The organism is Flavobacterium sp., from assembly GCF_041392085.1.
Lineage (GTDB): Bacteria > Bacteroidota > Bacteroidia > Flavobacteriales > Flavobacteriaceae > Flavobacterium.
Genome location: NZ_JAWKMW010000006.1, coordinates 300509 through 322346, shown reverse-complemented (window position 1 = coordinate 322346; position 21838 = coordinate 300509). Strand labels below are relative to the sequence as shown.

18 protein-coding genes are annotated in these 21838 nt (G+C 35.4%); 13 read left to right on the top strand and 5 right to left on the bottom strand.

Annotation, left to right across the window (positions count from 1 at the left end):
* Window positions 1-104: 104 nt before the first annotated feature.
* Window positions 105-1694 carry a peptide chain release factor 3 gene (locus tag R2782_RS06295; protein ID WP_371267235.1) on the bottom strand — a complete coding sequence of 530 codons (1590 nt, stop codon included), beginning with the start codon at window positions 1692-1694 and terminating at the stop codon, window positions 105-107.
* A gap of 186 nt (window positions 1695-1880) precedes the next feature.
* On the opposite strand from R2782_RS06295, the gene R2782_RS06290 reads away from it, so the two are divergent.
* From R2782_RS06290 to R2782_RS06270, 5 genes are read left to right on the top strand one after another with little or no spacing between them, the layout of a single operon-like run.
* On the top strand, window positions 1881-3848 hold the full coding sequence (locus tag R2782_RS06290) for a peptidylprolyl isomerase (protein ID WP_371267234.1): 1968 nt from the start codon (window positions 1881-1883) through the stop codon (window positions 3846-3848).
* Entirely contained in the window at window positions 3848-4699 is an 852-nt protein-coding gene (locus tag R2782_RS06285; RefSeq protein ID WP_371267233.1) for a hypothetical protein, read from the top strand. The genes R2782_RS06290 and R2782_RS06285 overlap by 1 nt, the downstream gene beginning before the upstream one ends.
* Window positions 4683-6095 carry a peptidylprolyl isomerase gene (locus tag R2782_RS06280; RefSeq protein ID WP_371267232.1) on the top strand — a complete coding sequence of 471 codons (1413 nt, stop codon included), beginning with the start codon at window positions 4683-4685 and terminating at the stop codon, window positions 6093-6095. The genes R2782_RS06285 and R2782_RS06280 overlap by 17 nt, the downstream gene beginning before the upstream one ends.
* 37 nt (window positions 6096-6132) lie before the next feature.
* Window positions 6133-7086: an AAA family ATPase gene (locus tag R2782_RS06275; protein ID WP_371267231.1), complete on the top strand. Its 954-nt coding sequence runs from the start codon at window positions 6133-6135 to the stop codon at window positions 7084-7086.
* A 17-nt stretch (window positions 7087-7103) separates the two neighbouring features.
* Complete coding sequence (locus tag R2782_RS06270; protein ID WP_371267230.1) at window positions 7104-8231, top strand: acyltransferase family protein; 1128 nt, start codon at window positions 7104-7106, stop codon at window positions 8229-8231.
* On the opposite strand, the gene R2782_RS06265 is transcribed toward R2782_RS06270, so the two are convergent.
* Window positions 8228-9319 carry a hypothetical protein gene (locus R2782_RS06265; RefSeq protein ID WP_371267229.1) on the bottom strand — a complete coding sequence of 364 codons (1092 nt, stop codon included), beginning with the start codon at window positions 9317-9319 and terminating at the stop codon, window positions 8228-8230. The genes R2782_RS06270 and R2782_RS06265 overlap by 4 nt on opposite strands.
* Between R2782_RS06265 and R2782_RS06260 the strand changes: the two genes are divergently transcribed.
* From R2782_RS06260 to R2782_RS06250, 3 genes are all read left to right on the top strand, one after another.
* A complete protein-coding gene (locus R2782_RS06260; protein ID WP_371267228.1) occupies window positions 9309-10529 on the top strand; it encodes an acyltransferase family protein in 1221 nt (406 codons plus the stop codon). The genes R2782_RS06265 and R2782_RS06260 overlap by 11 nt on opposite strands.
* A complete protein-coding gene (locus R2782_RS06255) occupies window positions 10504-11622 on the top strand; it encodes an acyltransferase family protein (protein ID WP_371267227.1) in 1119 nt (372 codons plus the stop codon). The genes R2782_RS06260 and R2782_RS06255 overlap by 26 nt, the downstream gene beginning before the upstream one ends.
* A 238-nt stretch (window positions 11623-11860) precedes the next feature.
* Complete coding sequence (locus tag R2782_RS06250) at window positions 11861-14128, top strand: aconitate hydratase (RefSeq protein WP_371267226.1); 2268 nt, start codon at window positions 11861-11863, stop codon at window positions 14126-14128.
* Window positions 14129-14203: 75 nt separating this feature from the next.
* Here R2782_RS06250 and R2782_RS06245 read toward each other — a convergent pair whose 3' ends face one another.
* The 3 genes from R2782_RS06245 to R2782_RS06235 all read right to left on the bottom strand — a co-directional run bounded on the left by R2782_RS06245 (window position 14204) and on the right by R2782_RS06235 (window position 17680).
* Window positions 14204-14563: a hypothetical protein gene (locus R2782_RS06245; protein WP_371267225.1), complete on the bottom strand. Its 360-nt coding sequence runs from the start codon at window positions 14561-14563 to the stop codon at window positions 14204-14206.
* 130 nt (window positions 14564-14693) lie between these two features.
* Entirely contained in the window at window positions 14694-16145 is a 1452-nt protein-coding gene (locus R2782_RS06240) for a glyceraldehyde-3-phosphate dehydrogenase (RefSeq protein WP_371267224.1), read from the bottom strand.
* A gap of 146 nt (window positions 16146-16291) precedes the next feature.
* Entirely contained in the window at window positions 16292-17680 is a 1389-nt protein-coding gene (locus R2782_RS06235; protein ID WP_371267223.1) for a trypsin-like peptidase domain-containing protein, read from the bottom strand.
* A 133-nt stretch (window positions 17681-17813) separates the two neighbouring features.
* Here R2782_RS06235 and dapF point away from each other — a divergent pair, with 133 nt between their 5' ends.
* The 5 genes from dapF to R2782_RS06210 all read left to right on the top strand — a co-directional run bounded on the left by dapF (window position 17814) and on the right by R2782_RS06210 (window position 21838).
* Window positions 17814-18605, top strand: a complete 792-nt coding sequence (gene dapF, locus R2782_RS06230) for a diaminopimelate epimerase (protein ID WP_371267222.1) — start codon at window positions 17814-17816, stop codon at window positions 18603-18605.
* A gap of 1 nt (window position 18606) precedes the next feature.
* Window positions 18607-19137 carry a GNAT family N-acetyltransferase gene (locus tag R2782_RS06225; RefSeq protein WP_371267221.1) on the top strand — a complete coding sequence of 177 codons (531 nt, stop codon included), beginning with the start codon at window positions 18607-18609 and terminating at the stop codon, window positions 19135-19137.
* A 9-nt stretch (window positions 19138-19146) separates the two neighbouring features.
* Window positions 19147-20184 (top strand): endolytic transglycosylase MltG, encoded by a 1038-nt coding sequence (gene mltG / locus R2782_RS06220; protein ID WP_371267220.1) that lies wholly within the window; start codon window positions 19147-19149, stop codon window positions 20182-20184.
* Window positions 20185-21102 (top strand): DUF2279 domain-containing protein, encoded by a 918-nt coding sequence (locus R2782_RS06215; protein ID WP_371267219.1) that lies wholly within the window; start codon window positions 20185-20187, stop codon window positions 21100-21102.
* A 97-nt stretch (window positions 21103-21199) separates the two neighbouring features.
* Complete coding sequence (locus R2782_RS06210) at window positions 21200-21838, top strand: peptidoglycan-binding protein LysM (protein WP_371267218.1); 639 nt, start codon at window positions 21200-21202, stop codon at window positions 21836-21838.

Here is a 21838-nt window from a genome sequence, read left to right as displayed (position 1 = left end):
CAAATATATAAATCATTTTTGTAAAAAAGAACGATTCATTTTGTTTTTTCCCAATATGTCTTACAAAATTAATTTTATATTAACATTGATTGCCTTCTTTTACGTTACTCCATTTCGGAAGTAAAAAACATTTTTACATTCGGAAATTTACTTTGTGTCATTTGAATAGTGAATTCAGAATCGGCTAAAAAAACTAATTGTCCGTATTTATCATGGGCCAAAAATTTTTGTTTAATTCTCCTGAACTCAGCAAATTCTTCACTTTTAGGGTCTTGTGGTTTAATCCAACAGGCTTTGTGAGCAGGAAAGTTTTCGTAAGTACACTTTGCACCGTATTCGTGTTCTAAGCGGTATTGAATCACTTCATATTGAAGAGCTCCAACCGTTCCGATGATTTTTCTGTTGTTCATTTCCAAGGTAAATAACTGGGCTACTCCTTCGTCCATCAATTGGTCAATTCCTTTTTCCAGTTGTTTTGCTTTCATTGGATCGGCATTGTTGATGTATCTAAAATGCTCGGGTGAGAAACTCGGAATACCTTTGAAGTTCATTTGTTCCCCTTCGGTTAATGTATCGCCGATTTTAAAATTTCCGGTGTCGTGTAGGCCAACAATATCACCGGGATAGGAGATGTCTACAATTTCTTTTTTCTCTGCAAAAAAAGCATTTGGACTGGAAAACTTTAAACTTTTGTTTAATCTAACGTGTGCGTAGGGTTTGTTACGTTCGAAAGTTCCGGAAACAATTTTGATAAACGCCAATCGGTCACGGTGTTTAGGGTCCATGTTTGCGTGAATCTTAAACACAAAACCGGACATTTTATTTTCGGTAGGGTCAACCAATCGAGTATCGGAATGTTTTGGTCGGGGTGAGGGAGCAATTTCGATAAAACAGTCTAATAATTCCCGAACGCCAAAATTATTTAGAGCAGAACCGAAAAATACGGGTTGTAAATTTCCATCAAGGTATTCCTCTCGTTTAAAAGCAGGATATACTTCGTCAATTAGTTCTAATTCTTCGCGAAGTTTGACAGCCGGTTTTTCGCCAATAATTTTATCTAACTCCGGATTATTAATGTCTGAAAACGCAATGGTGTCTTCAATATTTTTTCTACTATCGCCACTGAAGAGATTGATGTTCTTCTCCCAAAGGTTGTAGATTCCTTGGAAGTCATAACCCATTCCGATAGGAAAGCTCAATGGTGTAACTCTTAGTTTGAGTTTTTTCTCTACTTCGTCCATTAAATCAAACGCATCTTTTCCTTCCCGGTCTAATTTGTTGATGAAAACAATCATGGGAATGTTTCGCATGCGACACACTTCGACCAATTTTTCTGTTTGTTCTTCGACCCCTTTGGCTACGTCAATCACCACAATTACACTATCAACTGCAGTTAAAGTTCTAAATGTATCTTCTGCAAAATCTTTGTGTCCCGGTGTATCTAGGATGTTTATTTTTTTTTCTTTGTAATTAAATGCCAGTACCGAAGTAGCTACAGAGATTCCTCTTTGCCGTTCGATTTCCATAAAATCGGAGGTAGCTCCTTTTTTGATTTTGTTGTTCTTTACGGCTCCGGCTTCTTGAATTGCACCTCCAAAAAGCAGTAGTTTTTCGGTTAGTGTTGTTTTTCCGGCATCCGGGTGTGAAATAATTCCAAATGTTCTTCTTCGTTTAATTTCTTCTGTAAAACTCATGACTCTCTTTAAAGTGTGCAAAAATACTATTTCTTGGTAAAAAAAGTATAAACATTTTTCGTTAATAAATTTTTGTTAATAGTAACCCCTATACTTGTTTAATGTATATGAATTGTTAATTTTGTGGGTTGCAATAGGTGAAACTATCGTTACTTGATAACCTTTTTAAATTAATTTTTTTTGAAAATGAATAAGAACCATTTTTGTCTTGGCATTTCACTACTTTTAGCTGTATTTGCATTTGCTCAATCGCCCAAAAAAGTACTTTTTACAATAGATAAAAGTCCTTATTATACGGATGAGTTTGTTCGGGTTTACAACAAAAATTTAGATTTGGTTAAAGATGAATCACAAAAGGACTTAGATCACTACTTGGAACTTTTTGTGGGTTATAAATTAAAGATCAATAAAGCAAACAAACTTGGCTTACAAAACAATACGAAGTATCAAAACGAATTAAAATCGTATCGAACACAACTGGCTAAAAATTATTTAACCGACTCTAAAGTTACTTTGGAGCTGTTAGAAGAAGGTTATGCCCGTTCTTTAAAAGAGATTAGAGCTTCTCATTTGCTTTTGACACTTGATGAGAATGCCAAACCGGAGGATACCCTAGCGGTTTATCAACAAATTTTAGAATTAAAAAAGAGGGCAGATAAAGGGGAGGATTTTGGCCAGTTGGCTCAACAGTATTCACAAGATCCGAGTGCGAAAGAAAACAAGGGCGATTTGGGTTATTTTTCTGCTTTTCGAATGGTTTATCCTTTTGAATCTGCTGCTTATGAAACCCCTAATGGAACGGTTTCTAAACCGGTTCGTACACGTTTTGGTTATCATTTGATTAAAGTAACAGCTATTCGTGATAATCGTGGCGATGTAACCGTTGCTCACATTATGCTAATGCACCCGGCAGATGGTAATGAAGAGGAAGCTGCAAAAAACAGAACAACCATTCAGGAAATTTACAGTAAAATTCAGCAAGGGGAAGAATTTGAAGCGTTGGCCAAACAATTTTCGCAAGATAAGTCTTCTGCTGCAAAGGGTGGACTTTTAAATCGTTTCGGTTCCGGTCAGTTGAGTTCCGAAGAGTTTGAATCAGTAGCTTTTTCTTTGCAAGAGCCCAATGCTATTTCTCAGCCTTTTGAAACGCAATTTGGTTGGCATATTATGAAGCTGATTGAAAAGCATCCGGTAAAAACGTTTGAAGAGGCCAAAGCTGAAATGGAAAGTAAAATTAGTCGCGATGAGCGTTCGAGAAAGATAACAGCTTCTTTAAATGAAAAACTACGTGCAAAATATCCTATTCAACGTAATGAAGCACTTTACGGTAAGATAAAAAAAGCGGTGAATGACAAGTATTACACTTCCGGATGGGAGTTGCCTTCAGACACCAAAGCATATGATGGAGAATTTATTTCCTTTGGAACTGCTAAAATAAGTGGGACACAATTTTTGAATTACCTTCTTTCACAACAAAAAGGTCCAAATCAACCCAAACCTATTAGCAGGTTGGTAGACTTTCATTATGCCAATTTTGTAGATACGCAATTAAATCAGTATTATAACGAGAATTTAGAAAATGAGTTTCCTGAATTTGCAGCCGTCATGGAAGAGTACCGGGATGGTTTGTTGTTGTTTGATTTGATGGAAAAGGAGATTTGGGAGAAAGCAAAAACCGATACTGTTGGATTAGAATCCTTTTATGAAGCAAAAAAAATGAATTATTTGTGGAAAAAACGTTATGATTTAATCATTATTTCTTCTACCAAAGAGGCAATTGCCAAAAAAGCCCACAAATTATTGAAACAAGGTAAAACCGGTGATGAAATTAAGAAAATGCTCAATACGGATGGCATGGTAAATGTCATGGTTACCAGCGGTGTTTTTGAAGAAGATCATGATGCATTGCCCAAAACCGTTCCGTTTAAAAAAGGACTTTCTAATGTAACGCAAGAAGGAAACTACTTCTATGTAGTTCAAGTGAACGACATTAAAGAAGCCGGACCGAAATTGTTAGAAGAGTGTAAAGGAAGAGTAATTAATGATTACCAACAGTTTTTAGAAGAGAATTGGGTGGCAAATCTTAAGCAGGAATTTACTGTAGAAATTAATAGAGCGGTCTTTGAGGAAGTAAAAAAGCAAATTAAAAAGTAATGAATAAGATTCAGATTCTGGCATTGCTGTGTTGTATTATTACTTCATGTTCTTATTTTAAGGCGGAAGAAAAGCCGGAGGCTGTGGCTAGGGTTGGCGACTCTTATTTATTTAAAAGTGACCTTGAAAATTTAGTTTTGACGGACGTATCACCGGAAGACAGTATTTCAATTGTTCACAATTTTATTAACCGATGGGCTGCCCAAAAGTTATTGATTACAGCGGCAGAAATTAATATTGATAAAGTGCAACAAGCGGAGTTTGATAAGCTCATTCAACAATACAAGGTTGATTTGTACACAAAGGCCTACTTGGAACAAATTGTAAAGCGAGAGGTAGATACGATGGTTTCTACAGCTGAGTTAAAATCCTATTATGCAGAAAATAAAGATAATTTTAGAACGAATGGTACTTTAATCAAACTGCGTTATATCAATTTACCAAAAGATCATCCAAAGTTTGAATTGATTAAGGGTAAATTTTTTGATGCTAAGAAAATTGACGCTAACTTTTGGGAAACCTATCAATTACAGTTTAAAAGTTCTGCCTTAAATGATTCTGTTTGGGTAGAAATGAACCAAGTGTATAAAAAATTACCTTTTATTACTCCGGAAAACAGAGATAATTTTATTGCGGAAGGAAAAGCCATTCAGCACCCTGATTCGCTTAACGTTTATTTTATTAAAATCAGAGATGTTATTGATAAAAATGAAGTTAGCCCTTTTGACTACGTAAAACCAACTATTAAAGAGTTAATAATTAATAAGAGAAAACTAGATTTAATTAAAAAATTTGAGAAGGAAATCACTGATGATGCCATTAAAAACAACAAGTATGAAATTTATAAATAAAACAGCAATAGCCTTAATTTTACTAGTCTCTTTTGCGTTTTCAAGTGAAGCACAAGAAATTATCGTTGAAGATGCTCCGGTAAAAAAGGATAGTGTAGAACCCTTCAAAAGAAAGAAAATAGACGGTATTATTGCAACAGTCGGTGAATATATTATTTTGGATTCCGACATTGATATGGAATATATTGAGCTTTCCAGCCAAGGTATTTCTACAGAAAATGTCTCGCGATGTGAGTTGTTGGGTAAATTAATGGAAGATCGTTTGTATGCCCATCAAGCCTTGCAAGACAGTACCATTGTGGTAAAAGATTCTGAAATCAACAATATGATGGAAGAGCGTATTGCGTACATGCTGAGTCAAATTGGTTCGATGGAAAAAATGTTGAAATTCTACAATAAAAAGAGTGAGGAAGATTTTCGTTCGTTCTTTTTTGATGTATTGAAGCAAAACAAACTATCTACCGAAATGCGTAACAAAGTAGTGGAAGAAGTGGAGATTACGCCGGAAGAGGTTCGTACCTTCTTTAAAAAAATTCCCAAAGAAGATTTGCCAACTTTTGGTGCTGAAATGGAGGTGTCGCAAATTGTTTTTGAACCTAAAATTTCCCAAGAAGAGAAGCAAAAAGTGATTGATAAATTAAACGAAATCAGAAATGACGTTTTGGTAAACGGAGCCAGTTTTAAAACCAAGGCTGTGATTTTTACTCAAGACAGGGCTTCTGCATCAACCGGTGGATTTTATAAGATGAACAGAAAAACACAGTTTGTGAAAGAGTTTAAAGAAGTTGCTTTTAGTTTGAATGAAGGAGAAATTTCTAAACCTTTTGAAACAGAATTTGGTTATCATATCATTTTAGTAGAGAAAATCCGAGGTCAAGAAGTTGATTTGCGACACATTTTGCTTACCCCAAAAGTCACAGACGACGCTCTTAAAGAGGCCAAAGAAAGAGCCCAATTAGTAAGACAACGTATTATGGATGGTGAATTATCCTTTGCCGATGCTGCCCGAAGCATGTCTGACGAGAAAGAAACACGAGCCAATGGAGGAATTTTATTAAATCCGAAAACGATGGATTCAAAATTTGAGTTGACTAAAATGGATCCGACTTTGTACGGACAAGTTTCCAATTTAAAAGAAAATGAAGTCTCTGTCCCTATTTTAGATGAAGACCAACGCGGCATGAAAAAATACAAGTTGTTGATGGTGACTAACCGCATTGATTCTCATGTGGCAGATTATGCTACCGATTATACCAAAATCAAAGATTTGGCTTTAAAAGAAAAACAATTTGAAGCCATCGGAAAATGGTCGAATGAGAAAATTATGGAAACCTATATTAAAATCAATGGTGATTACCGAAATTGCCAGTTTATGAATAACTGGTTAAAAAAATAATCAATTACATTTCTTAAATCTATATACCATTTTTATTATGTCTGATGTAACTGCAATTCAAAATTTAGTTCAAAAAAGAAAAGACCTCAAACAGGAGATTTCTAAAATCATTGTTGGTCAGGACCTTGTGGTTGATCAGATATTGTTGAGTATTTTTTCCGGCGGTCACGCTCTTTTGGTCGGTGTGCCCGGTTTAGCCAAAACATTGATGGTGAATACTATTGCTCAAGCACTTGGATTAGATTTTAAACGTATTCAGTTTACACCGGATTTAATGCCTTCGGATATTTTAGGAAGTGAAATTTTAGATGAAAACAGAACGTTTAAATTTATTAAAGGGCCTATTTTTTCCAATATCATTTTGGCCGATGAGATCAACCGTACGCCTCCTAAAACCCAAGCGGCACTGTTGGAAGCTATGCAGGAGCGTGCCGTAACCATTGCCGGACATAATTATAAGTTGAGTTTACCTTATTTTGTATTGGCTACACAAAACCCGATAGAGCAGGAGGGAACTTATCCGTTGCCTGAAGCTCAGTTAGACCGTTTTATGTTTTCTATTAAATTGGATTATCCTTCGTTTGCCGAGGAAGTTCAAGTAGTTAAAAGTACCACAACGGATGATAAACCCGTTGTAAATTCGTTGTTTACCGCTGAAGAGATTATTGCTTTTCAACATTTGATTCGTCGTATTCCGGTGGCCGATAATGTCATTGAATATGCCGTGACGCTGGTTTCTAAAACCCGTCCGGAGAGTAATTTAGCGACTGATTTTATCAAAAATTATATCGATTGGGGGGCTGGACCCAGGGCTTCACAAAACCTGATTTTAGCGGCGAAAGCTCATGCTGCTTTTAATGGTAAATTTTCACCGGATATTGAAGATGTAAAGGCGGTTGCCGAAGGAATATTGCGTCATCGTGTGGTTAAAAACTATAAAGCCGATGCAGAAGGACTTTCCATCGAAAAAATTATTGAATCTTTATATTAAATCCAAACCAATAATGGATGTTTGGACTAGACATTAATTTAGCAAAACGTGTTCCCGGGTTAGATTTAGCCCGAGCTGTCGCTATTTTTTTAGTCGTTTTTTCGCATTCGTTATGGATTAGTGAAAAGTATCCTCCTTTGGTGAAATGGTTGATGCATTTTACAGCAACCATTGGTGTAGAAATCTTTTTTGCTATAAGCGGATTTTTAATTGGAAAAATTGTTTATCGCATGTTGCTAAAAGATGATTTTTCCTTTCAAGATGTTCGCACATTTTGGAAACGCAGGTGGTATAGAACTTTACCGAATTACTACCTTGTTTTACTAATTAATATTGTTTTATGGTACTTGATTTACGGAAAAATTCCGGAACGCATTGGGTTGTATTTTGTTTATCTGCAAAACTTTTTTTCGCATTCTCCTGATTTTTCGCGAATTTCTTGGAGTTTATCGGTAGAGCAATTCTGTTATATTTTAGGTCCTGTTTTACTGTATTTGTTTGTCCGTTTTATGCCGAACATCAACCGTAAAAAGCTATTCTTTGGTGTATCGAGCGGTATTATTTTGGCGGTTCTACTCATTCGCATTTGGTTTCACGAAACTCATCAATTGACTTCTATTTATGAATGGAATGAAAACCTCAGAAAAGTTTCCATGTATCGATTGGATGCTATTTATTATGGTTTTTTAGTGTATTATCTCTACGTTAATTTCCCTATTTCTGCCAGTTTAACCAAGTTGTTTTTTGTATTGGGTATTTTGGGAATATTTACCCTTCATTTGTTTATTTTTTATTGGGGTATTTCGTTTGAAACACACCCCGGTTTTTTTAATGTCTTTTATTTGTCGTTGAATTCTGTTTCTATTTGCAGTTTAATGCCCTATTTGTTTACAGTTACAATTTCTTCAACCAAGGTTTTAAAAGGACTTACTTTACTGAGTGTTTTATCGTACAGCATTTATTTGTTGCATTATACCATTATTTTGCACAGCATGAAAGTGTTGGTGCCTTCTGACCATTTAGAAGGAATTCCATTGTTACTTTATACGCTAACGTATTGGGTTTTGATTCTGGTTTTTTCGTATTTACTGTATCGCTTTTTTGAGCGACCTATGACGGATTTGAGGGATAGCAATACGCGTTAATTTTTTAAAATTGCATCCATTTCTTTATCATAAAAAAACAAAAACATGCTTCCCATCATGTCTTGGTCTTCTTTAGAGGTGTTATTAACCTCTAATACAATTTCATATTCCTGATTGGCAAAAAGCCAAATACCTTCTTTTGAACTGAAATTTTCAATATTGGTAAGACCAATGCTGTTTTTATGGTTTGTTACCTTACTCACAAACACCGGTTTTTTTGTGGTTTTGTTGAACAACATAATTTGCGTTGCAAACGGATGCACATGAATGGCCGCTGCATGTAGCCGTAAACTATCCTTGATGGCTAATTGATGGTTAATGTTGCTGCGATAGGTGTTTTTTCCGGTTGGAATTACCCAATGTCCGGATAATTTATTTCCGGTTCCGTCATCATAACTGTGGTTTTTGGTTTCTACGGGAATGCAGAAATCCGTACCCGGGTCTGTTGGACTTTTATATGGGTCGTGTTTGTCATACGGCAACATAATAAAAGCGGTTTTGCTCATCAAGGGTTTTATCTTATGGTCTTCTTCCTGATAGGTGATTGCAACTTTGTGTTTTACTTTGAAATAGGCATCTTTGATATTGTGGTTTAACGTTTGCGTGGTTACAAAAAGAATATCATTTCCTTTCATGGGTACACCAAAACCTTGCGGAAAATCAAAACTTTCCATTCCGTGTGAAAGTGAAGTTAAGCGTGGGTATTGCTTTCCGATTCTGTCTTCTAATCCAAAATGACTATAATATTTGGTATCGTTTATATCGACATTCATGTGACAAATAAAATCATTTGACATTTTTTGGCCTGTTTTCGCATCATGAGCCTCTACTTTAAATCCGGTAATCCAAAGCAAAGTTGAGTCTTGTGATAACATGACATAGTTAGAAGCTTTCGGTCCTTCCATGGATTTATATATATCATCTACAATAAATGTTGGTGAAAGCATTTTGTATTCTTTGGCCTGGTTTTCTACTTGCCAATCACTATCCACCAAGCCTGTTTTGTGTAACAAAGTGGTTTTCACAATTGCTTTGTGCCGAGTGGGTAATTGCGAATACCAAAGTAGTCCGCCCACTATGGCAAGCATTATTAGGAGTGTTACAATTTTATATATCTTTGTTCTTTGCATAGTCGCAAATGTAACTATTTCCATGATTGATAATCAAATTGTTGCCTCGAAAAGAATTTTCGGATTAGATTTCCTTAGGGCAATATCTATTTTAATGGTTCTTTTTTCGCACATTTCCTGGATTTATCAATCGGAAGGTTTATTAGGTAAAATGCAAGATTTCTCCGGCTTAATTGGAATTGAACTGTTTTTGATGTTGAGTGGTTATTTAGTGGGTAGTATTATTTTGAAACAATTTTTAACTCAGCAATACAGTTTAAAAGAAGTGGGTAATTTTGTGAAAAGAAGATTATTCCGAATTCTTCCAAGCTATTATCTCATTTTGGTTATTAATATACTTATTGCCTTAGTGATTGGACTTTCCATTGCTGATTGGGGGTTGTATTTTTTGTTTTTTCAAAATTTTACAACGCCCATTCCGTCTTTGTTTCCCGAATCATGGAGTTTACCCATTAAGGAACTGAGCTATTTTTTGGTTGTATTTATTCTTTTTGCTTTTGCGAAGCAAATCCGTTTGCACTTGAGAAAATCCTTTTTTTTGTTTATCGTCTATGGATTGTTGGTGCTTTCCATTTTTCTGAAAGTTCTTTACCATTTCGATAATCCGGTTTTTTCATTACTTACCTGGACGGCAGAAGTTCGCTCTGTGGTTATTTACAGAATGGATTCGGTAATGTTTGGTATTTTGTTTGGTTATTATTATGCGGAATACAAAACATTTTTTGAGCAACGAAGCAATTTTTTGTTGGCTATAGGAATTTTTCTTCTGCTTACTTTTATTTTATTACTCTTGTTTTTTAATTTGAATACAATCGCTTGGTTTTGGAATGTTATGGCTCTTCCTTTTATTTCGCTGATTGTTTTATGTTTTTTACCCACGCTATTGTCTTGGAATAAGGCTTCACAAAAGTTTCGTACTACGGTTACCGTTTTGTGTAATTTGTCTTATTCTGTCTATTTGATTCATTATAGTATTGTACTTTTTTTGATGAAATATTTTATTGATACGCATTCTTTTTCGGTGAATCAATTGCATCTTTTTACACTTGTTTATCTTTTGATTACCTTTACCTTAGGTTATTTTTTTTATACCTATTTTGAAAAACCGATAAACGCTTTCAGAGTATCCAATTTTAAACTGAATGGAAAAAAAATCTTTACACGATAATGTTTTTGGTTTAGATTTCATGCGAACATTAGCTATTGTGCTAGTGTTGTTTGGGCATAGTGCGATGCTTTATCCGCCCAGTCAAGGAATCGTTTATCAGACCGGTCTTTTTTGTGGTTTTTTTGGGGTAGAAATTTTCTTTGTTTTAGCCGGTTTTTTTTTAGGAAGAAGTGTTTATCGAATGTATGTTGAAGAGACATTTTCTAAGCAATCTATTCTTGCTTTTTTCAAGAGAAAAGGAATTCGTTTTTTACCCAACTATTATTTAGTACTGATTTTAAATTTAATCATTAGTTTATTTGTTGGATATAAGGTTTCGCATTGGTGGAAATATTTTTTCTTTGTTCAAAATTTCAGTTCAGCACCACCACCTTTTTTTCCGGAATCATGGTCAATTCCAATAGGTGTGTTTGCCTTTTTGTTATTTCCATTTGTTCTTTTCATCAAAACTAAACTTGTCAAACCAAAAAATAAACCGTTGTTTTTTTTAGCAGTGGTTTTAGGACTCGTCTTGTTTTTTACCCTTACGAAAGTGTATTATGCTTTGACAAACCCAGCTCCAACCATAGCGGAATGGAATTTAGATTTAAAGTCGGTTGTTGTTTATCGTTTAGATGCCATTTTTATTGGGGTTTTAGCAGGTTGGGTTTCGTTGAATAGAAAATATTTTTGGGAAAAAAGCAGGTTTCTTTTCGCTGTTTTTGGAGTACTTTTATTTGGGTTTATGTTTATAGGGATAGGATTTTTTCAGTTAACGATTGATACTTTTCCCAATTTTTGGAGTATTATCTACCTGCCGCTTACTTCATTTACCTGTATGTTGTTTTTGCCTTTTTTATCGCAATGGAATCAGGTTAACATTAGTTTTATCCCCAAACTGTTTTCATTTACCGGTAAGATTGCTTATGCTGTTTATTTATTGCATTACAGTGTTATACTGCAATTATTGGTTTATTATTTTCCAACCAACTCCTTATCGACTTTTCAATTGCATTTTTGTGTGGTGATTTATTTGAGCCTCACAATTTTAGCGTCCACCTTGCTTTACCGGTTTTTTGAAAAGTCTTTGATGGATTTAAAAACTCCAAAATAATATTGGGAAGTACTTCCTGTACAATTTAGAGGGATTCCATTTTGCGATATTAGCAATATTGGTTTCTAATTTTGTTGATTTTGTATTTTTATGGCAAATTATTGTGTTTTATTGAAAATAATTTTTAAAAAATAGAATTTGTGTAAAAAATGAGTTCTAAAAGATATATTTTGCTAATAATTTTACAATGTTCTAACGTTTTCGTAAATTCGCAGCACAAACAAAAAAACACATATTTATGGCTTTTGATATTGAAATGATTCAAAAGGTGTATGCCAACATGGCGGAACGGGTTGAAAAAGCTCGCGAGTTAGTTGGTCGTCCACTCACGTTATCAGAAAAGATTTTATATTCACATCTTTGGGAAGGAAACCCTACCCAAGCATTTACCAGAGGAAAAGACTATGTAGATTTTGCACCGGACAGAGTGGCTTGCCAAGATGCTACTGCTCAGATGGCCTTATTGCAATTTATGCATGCCGGAAAAAGCAAAGTAGCCGTTCCTACAACGGTACATTGTGATCACTTGATACAAGCAAAAGTAGATGCAAAGACTGATTTGGCTCGTGCCAAACAACAAAGCAATGAGGTCTTTGATTTTCTTTCTTCTGTCTCCGATAAATATGGTATCGGATTTTGGAAACCGGGAGCCGGAATCATACATCAAGTAGTTTTGGAAAACTATGCTTTTCCGGGAGGAATGATGATTGGAACCGATTCACATACGGTTAACGCAGGAGGTTTAGGTATGTTGGCCATAGGCGTTGGAGGAGCCGATGCCGTAGATGTTATGTCGGGAATGGCTTGGGAATTAAAATTCCCCAAATTAATTGGAGTTAAATTAACCGGAAAATTATCGGGTTGGACAGCTCCAAAAGATGTTATTCTAAAAGTTGCCGGTATTCTAACAGTAAAAGGTGGAACGGGAGCAATAGTTGAATATTTTGGCGAAGGAGCAACATCCATGTCATGTACCGGAAAAGGTACAATTTGTAATATGGGAGCAGAGATTGGAGCTACTACTTCAACCTTTGGTTATGACGCTTCGATGGATCGTTACTTGCGTTCCACCGGAAGACCTGATGTGGCGGATGCAGCTAATAAGGTGGCACAACATTTAACAGCAGACCCGGAAGTATATGCTAATCCGGAAAAATATTTTGATCAAGTAATTGAAATCAATTTATCAGAATTAGAACCTCATTTAAACGGACCATTTACACCGGATTTGGCAACGCCAATTTCTAAAATGAAGGAAGAAGCCATCAAAAATAACTGGCCGTTAAAAATTGAAGTGGGTTTGATAGGTTCTTGTACTAACTCTTCTTATGAAGATATTGCTCGTGCAGCTTCGCTGGCCAAACAAGTGGCTGATAAAAATCTTAAAACAAAGGCACAATTTACCATCACACCAGGTTCTGAAACAGTTCGTTATACCATAGAACGCGATGGATTTATCAATGCGTTTGATAAAATTGGAGCTACTGTTTTTGCTAATGCTTGTGGACCATGTATCGGGATGTGGGATAGAGAAGGGGCAGAGAAAGAAGAACGCAATACAATTGTTCATTCCTTTAATCGAAACTTTTCTAAACGTGCAGATGGAAACCCGAACACATTAGCCTTTGTGGGTTCACCTGAATTGGTAACTGCCTTGGCCATTGCCGGAGATTTAGGATTTAATCCGCTTACTGATACCTTAATTAATGAAGATGGACAGGAAGTTAGGTTAGATGAACCAACCGGAAACGAATTGCCTCCAAAAGGTTTTGATGCGGAAGATGCCGGCTATCAAGCTCCTGCGGAAGATGGCTCTAATGTACAAGTTGCAGTAAGCCCAACCTCAGAACGCTTACAATTATTAGAACCGTTTTCTCCTTGGAACGGAAAAAATATTATGGGGGCAAAATTATTAATCAAAGCATTCGGTAAATGTACAACCGACCATATTTCGATGGCTGGTCCTTGGTTGCGTTTTCGAGGTCATTTGGATAATATTTCTAATAATATGTTGATTGGAGCAGTGAATGCCTTTAATCAGAAAACAAATTCCGTTAAAAATCAATTAACCGGTGACTATGATGCTGTTCCTGCAGTACAAAGAGCCTACAAAGCAGCCGGAGTTCCTTCAATAGTTGTGGGCGATCACAATTATGGGGAAGGTTCATCCAGAGAACATGCGGCTATGGAACCTCGTTTCTTAGGCGTAAAGGCTGTTTTAGTAAAGTCGTTCGCTCGTATTCACGAAACGAATTTGAAAAAGCAAGGAATGTTAGCCTTAACCTTTGCGAATGAAGCAGATTATGATAAAATCCAAGAAAATGACACAATCAATTTTGTAGATTTAGTTGATTTTGCACCCGGTAAACCATTGACATTAGAATTTGTTCATGCGGATGGAAGTAAAGATGTGATTATGGCCAATCATTCTTACAACGAAAGTCAAATTGGTTGGTTTGTTGCCGGTTCTGCTTTAAACTTAATAGCCGCCGCCGGAAAAGCTTAAATTTTTGATTTCTGTTTATAACAAAAAACTCCCATGTAATTGGGAGTTTTTTGTTATAAACAATGTTGTTGTCTTCTATTTTCCGTGTACTTCCACAATTCCATTATGCCAAAAAACTTTGTTATAATAGAATTCAATACTGGTAAGGTTGTTTCTTTTTTTTACAAAACATTTACCTAACACTTTTGCTTCATTACCAAAAACAGTTACCAAGGTATTGTGTTGAATACTGTTTTGTTGATAGAGCTTAAAAATTTTGTATGCAATATCTTGCCTAATTGCCATTTTGGCATTAAATGTACTTACAACGATTGTACCTGTTTTGGTTGTTGCAATTAATTCCATTCCATTTTGACCGTGTTGGTAAGTAATTGATGTATTTTGGGCATACGACCAATTGAAGGTGAATATCACCAAGATGAGTAGGTATTTCATATTAGATTTTGGGTTAAATCGTTTGCAATATAACGTAAATGTCTGGAATAATTGTGTTTAGCTTTAACTTTTTGTTGAAAAAAAAATCCGCTTCAGTTCTGAAGCGGATTTTTTTAAAGTGATGTATAATTTAGTAATAGGTGTAACGTTGTACTTTAGAAATATATTTTGCCAAACGAATGACTTGGTGACTGTAACCAAATTCGTTGTCGTACCAAACATATAGCACCACATTTTTTCCGTCTGCTGATACGATGGTGGCGTTACTGTCATAAATGGAAGGAGCGTTTGTTCCCACAATATCTGACGATACTAATTCATTACTTAGTGAATATTTAATCTGCTCCACTAATTGACCTTCTAATGCATATTTTTTCATAATTTCATTTACTTCTTCAACCGAAGTTTCTTTGCCTACCTCTAAATTTAAAACAACTAAGGAACCATTAGGAACCGGAACACGAATAGCATTGGAGGTTAATTTTCCTGCTAAACTTGGTAATGCTTTTGCCACAGCACTTCCTGCACCTGTCTCGGTAATTACCATGTTCAAAGCGGCAGCACGACCTCTTCGGTATTTTTTATGCATATTATCCACTAAGTTTTGGTCATTCGTATAAGCATGAATGGTTTCTAAATGACCTTTTACCACACCTAAAGTGTCTTCAACAGCTTTTAGAATAGGAGTAATGGCATTGGTTGTACAAGATGCCGCTGAAAAAATATCTGTTTTATCCGGATTGTGGTCTTTATGGTTTACACCATACACAATATTAGGAACGCCTTTACCGGGTGCAGTTAGTAAAACCTTTGCTGCTCCTTTTGAGGTAAGATGTCTTTTTAATGCTTCTTCCGTAGTAAAAGCACCTGTATTGTCAATTACCAAGGCATCTTCAATACCATAAGCGGTATAATCAATTTCTTCGGGAGAATTAGCTGATATAATGTGAACCGTAGTTCCATTAATGAGTAAAGCGTTATTATTTGAATCAGCCACTACTGAGCCTTGAAAATCTCCGTGGACTGAATCAAATCGTAACAAAGAAGCTCTTTTTTCTAAAATGGTTGCATCGTTTTTGTCTCTTGTAACAATAGCCCGTAAACGCAGTTGATTTCCTTTTCCGGTTTTGGACATTAATTCTCTGGCTAATAATCGTCCGATTCTACCAAAACCGTATAATACAACATCTTTTGGTTTAATTGAGTTTGACTCTTTGGCTTTTCGCAATTTGTCAATCACAAAAGATTTGGTGTTGTGATTTTTATCATCTTCCAGGTGATATTCATATGTTAGTTTCCCAATGTCTAATTTTGATGGAGGTAAATCTAATGACAATATTTCTCTGGCAATTTCAACCGAATCAAAAATGGAAATGGGTTTGCCTACAAATTCACCGGCGTATTCATGCAGGTTTAGAATTTCAGAAACGTTTTTGTCAATTAATTGATTGCGGAAGAGAACCATTTCAATCGATTTATCATACCATAAATCGCTTATAATTTTAATAAATTCTACTCCGGCTCTTCTGCGGTCTGCTTGAAATGAAAGCTCTTTTTCGTACAAAGAAGGATTGTTACTCATACTTTATTTATTAGTTGGTGTTGTGAAATTTTGTGCAAAAGTATAGATTTCAAACGTTTTCGTAAACTTTTTTTTTATTTTTTTTAAATAAAAAAATCCTGCAAAATCTAAATGACTTTGCAGGACTAACTTACTATTAACCTGACTTATAGTATGATTCGCATTACTTGCCCGTTTCGAAGCATTAATTCTACACGAACACCTTCTTTTTCGGTTTTACTTCCTAATCCTCTAGAGATAGTTTCCACATCGGTAGCTTTTACTCCATCGATACTTAATATTACACTTCCTTTCAATTCCTCTGCATAGGGAGCTAATTTTTCATTGGTAATGTCTTTGATTTTAACCCCTTGTTTTAATTTAAAACGTTGCTTATCTGCTGGTTCCAAATCTTCTAACTCTAATCCGTAAAATTCATAGTTCAATAATTCTTTCTTGGTTAGTTTAACCGGAATAACCAATTGTTTTCCGTCACGATTTACGGTTACGTTTATTTCATCGTTTGGTCGTTTGGTGTTTACATAACCGGAGAGTTCTGCAAAAGAGGTTACGTTTTGATTGTCTAGTTTTACAATTACATCTCCTGATTTGATACCTGCTTTTTCGGCTCCTGAGTTTTTGGTTACTTTGTGTACATAAAACCCTTGTGTTTCCGTGATGTTAAGTTCTTTGGAAGCAGCACCGTTTAATTCTCTTCCTTCAATACCCAATATTCCTCTTTGCACATTTCCATATTCCATGATGTCTTCAATAATTTTTCGAGTAATATTTGAAGGAACAGCAAATGAATACCCTACATAACTCCCTGTATTGGATGAAATCATCGTATTGATGCCTACTAATTCGCCTCGAGTATTGACGAGTGCTCCACCGCTGTTACCCGGATTCACAACGGCATCGGTTTGTATAAAAGATTGTATTCCACTCGTGTCTAAATTTCTTGCTTTAGCCGAAACAATTCCGGCTGTTACCGTTGAATTTAAATTATAGGGATTACCGATAGCCAAAACCCATTCACCTATTTTCACCTGATCAGAATCTGCAAAAACAGCATAAGGTAATTTTTCATCGGTTTCTACTTTCAGTAAAGCAATATCCATTTTGGAGTCAGACCCAATTAATTTGGCCGGATAAGATTTTTTATTGTTCAGGGTAATCTCCAATTCTGTTGCCCCTTGAATTACGTGATTGTTGGTCACCACATATCCGTCTTCAGAAATAATTACCCCGGAACCTGTACCAATTTGCGGTTGTGCTTGTCCGCCTCTGTTGCCATAAAAGAAATCAATTGGATTATATACGGTACGATAAGTAACATTTTTTACGTGAACTACTTGATGAATGGCCGATTCAGCGGCTTCAGTAAAATCAATATTTTCTGCAGTTAAACCAATATTTCTGGTTTGAATTTGGGGAGCGGTTGTAACGATGTTCTTTTTATTTACGAACGTCTCTTCAAAAAATAATTTGTACGCTCCCAAGGTGGTTACACCACTTAATAAGGATACTAAAAATAAATTGGTTACATTTTTCATAGGTCATCTAAATTTAGTTTAACAATGTAAATTTATTCGAATTATTATTTCAATTCATATTGTTTAACGCTCTTTAACAGCTCTTAACTTTTCTTTAAAATAATTGTACTTTTGTATAGTATAACTTAAGCAAATGAATATTCAATTTTATAAATACCAAGGAACAGGAAACGACTTTATTCTGCTTGATAACCGTCAACTTATTTTTCCCAAAAATAATACCAAACTTATCCAGCAACTTTGTGACAGACGATTTGGAATAGGTGCTGACGGATTGATACTACTGGAAAATGACAAATTTTCAGATTTTAAAATGGTTTATTTTAATTCGGATGGCCATGAAAGTTCGATGTGTGGAAATGGAGGTAGGTGTATTGTTGCCTTTGCTAAACAGTTACAAGTGATTGAAAATGAAACTACTTTTATGGCTGTTGACGGAGAACATTATGCCAAAATTTCAGTAGAAGGAATAGTCTCTTTACAAATGAAAGAGGTGGATGAGGTTAAGATGGCTGCTGACTATGTGTTTTTAGATACCGGTTCGCCACATCATATTACATTGGTTAACGATGTGAAATCGGTTAAGGTGAAAGAAATTGGCAGTCAAATTCGCTACAGTGATTTGTATGGAAAGACAGGAAGTAACATAAATTTTGTGGAAGCAGTATCAGATTCCCTTTTTGCTGTTCGAACGTATGAAAGAGGAGTTGAAGATGAAACTTTATCCTGTGGAACCGGCGTTACAGCCGTAGCAATTGCTATGCATGCCATCGGAAAGACGACCTCCAATGAAATTTCACTGTTGGTTGAAGGTGGCGAATTGAAAGTCATTTTCAAAAAGGACGGAAAAAAGTATACGGATGTTTTTTTAATTGGGCCGGCTACCTTTGTATTTGAAGGAAAAATTGAATTAGCTACAACCTAACATGAGTACACTAAAAGGAAAAAATATTTATTTGAGAGCTTTAGAGCCAGACGATTTGGGTTTCATCTATAGTCTTGAAAATGACACTTCAATTTGGGAAGTTAGTCAAACTCAAGTACCCTATAGTATGTTTTTACTTAAAAGTTATCTGGAAAATGCTCACAAAGATATTTACGAAGCCAAGCAATTACGTTTAGCCATTTGTAAGATTGAAACGTTTGAAGCCATAGGTTTGATTGACTTATTTGATTTTGACCCAAAAAATAATCGGGCAGGCATTGGGATAGTTATTCAAAATCAGAAAAACAGAAATTCGGGTTACGGAAAAGAGGCGTTGGAATTACTCATTGCATACGCAAAAAAGCACCTCTATATTCATCAACTTTATGCCAATATTGCTGTAAGTAATTTGGCTAGTAAAAGGTTATTTACTTCCTTTGGCTTTGCGTTAATTGGCATAAAAAAAGATTGGATTTTTACTGATGGGAACTATACAGACGAAGCTTTCTATCAATTAATTATTAAAAAATAAAGTATTCAAATGAATTTTAAAAAGATAATACTTTCTATATCCCTTTTGGTTTTAGGGGTAATTGCTTATTTTGGGTTTCAAGTCTATCAAATTGTTTTTACACCAAACACAACTTTTTCGGAAGATAAAGTAAGTATTTTTATCCCTACAAATGCCAATTTTGAGGAAGTTAAAAAGATAGTTTCTCCTTATATAAATGATATGGATAAGTTTGAAACTTTAGCCAATCGCAGAGGTTATTCTTCGCAGGTGAAAGCCGGCAAGTTCGAATTAACAAAAAATATGAATTCCAATGCGATTGTTTCCGCTTTGCGAAGAAGTATTCCTGTTAGAGTAACCTTTAACAATCAAGAACGGTTAGAAAATTTTGCAGGAAGAATTGCTATGCAAATTGAGGCAGACAGTATACACTTGTTGCAAGCTTTCAAAGATCCAAAATTTTTAGATGAGAATGGATTCACCGAAGAGACTGTTTTTACCTTGCTTTTGCCCAATACATTTGAATTTTATTGGGATACTTCTGCAGAAAAATTTAGAAATCAAATGGTAAAAGAATACTACCGTTTTTGGAATGATGAACGCAAAGCCAAAGCAGAACAATTGGGTTTAACTCCTGTTCAAGTTTCAATTTTAGCTTCTATCGTTCACAAGGAAACCTCAAAAATAGAGGAGCGACCTAAGGTAGCAAAAGTTTATTTGAATCGATTGGCTATGGGTATGCCATTGCAAGCAGATCCAACCGTGATTTTTGCTTATAAATTGGCCTCAAATGACTTTAATCAAGTGATAAAACGTGTATATTATAAACATTTGGAAGTTGAATCACCCTATAATACCTACCGAAAAGTCGGTTTGCCACCCGGTCCAATTTTTATGGCTGACATTAATGCGATTGATGCTGTTTTGAATCCGGAGCAGCATGATTTTATTTATTTCTGTGCCAGTGTTGAACGATTTGGTTATCACGAATTTGCCACCACTTTGGCCGACCATAACGTGAATGCAAAAAAATATGCAGCTTGGTTAAACGCACAAACCGGAAATTAATTGAAGTATTTATTGTTCATATCCGGTATATTAACCATTCTATTTTCAAATAGTTTACAAGCACAGTCAGCCTTTAATCCATTTTTTAAACCATCCGATTCCTTATCAATTCAGAGAAGAAATTTAGTTCTGACTTCTGAGGCCGTTTTTACATCAGCCGCCTTGATTGGGTTACATCAACTTTGGTATGCCGATTATGAAAAGTCATCCTTTCAATTTAAAAACGATAATAGCGATTGGCTTCAAATGGACAAAGGCGGGCACGTTTTTTCCTCCTATCATTTAGGTCGGATGAGTACCGAAATGCTAGCTTGGAGTGGTGTTTCAAAGAAAGACCAATTGCTTTACGGAGCCGGATATGGTTTTGTATTTCTCACAGCCGTTGAGGTTTTTGACGGTTACTCGGCAGAGTGGGGTTTTTCATGGGGAGATGTTGCGGCCAATGCAACCGGAACTGCCTTATATGTTTCACAGGAATTATTGTGGAATGAACAACGTATTATTCCGAAATTTTCTTTTCACACTACGCACTATGCCAATCAACGACCTGAATTATTAGGGGAAAGTGTTAGTGAGCAAATTTTAAAAGATTACAACGGGCAAACCTATTGGCTGTCAGTTAATCTTCACTCTTTTGCTAAATCATCCAAAATACCAAATTGGTTAAATCTAGCTGTTGGTTACGGAGCAGAGGGGATGCTTTCTTCCGGGAAAAGTACGAATGAATCAATTTTACATTCAACTAACGACCGTTTTCGTCAATTTTATTTGAGTTTAGACGTTGATTTGTCGAAAATTCAAACAAAATCACACTTTTTAAAGACCATTTTTTCACTTTTTAATACTATTAAGATTCCTTCTCCAACGTTTGAAATCAATGGTTTAGGAAAGGCTAAATTCCATATTTTATACTTTTAGAAAAGTTTAACTTGTTGATTTTCATAAATATAAAAAAAAGTGTACCTTTGCACCGGTGAAATTCAAGATGGTGACAGCACTTGAGAAATTAACTTTTATGACAAAAAAATGGTATTTTTATTCTTGTATTGCCTTAATCGTAGGCGTAATAAGTACAGGTTTTAAACCATATAAATTTGAAAATTTGAATTGGTTTTATGTAAATGAATCAGATGAGGTTTTACATTACACCGTTCCCACTGCAGCAGAATTGGAATATACAAATATTATATTCCCGCAAACCGGAAAAACGTACGCCGGTTTTAAACAAGCTATAGCATTTAAAGAATCGCAAGGAAAGTATCATTTGGTGAATACTTTTGGTTATTTGGGTAAATACCAGTTTGGAATGTCAACTTTACGAACGATTGGTGTGCGGGATAGTTTGCATTTTCTTCAATCTCCTCCGTTACAAGAAAAAGCGTTTAATGCTTTATTGTCTATAAACAAGTGGATTCTTCGCGATGAAATAGAAAAATATGAAGGTAAAGTAATCAAAGGTGTTACCATTACTGAATCCGGATTGTTAGCTGCTGCTCATTTAGGCGGAGCGGGTTCGGTTAAGAAGTTTTTAAAAAGTAACGGAAATCGAAGTATTAAAGATGGTTTTGGAACCTCCATCAAAAGTTATATCAAAAAATTTGGAGGGTACGATACTTCGCCAATTGTTGCCAATAAAAATGCGAAGGTGAAGTAA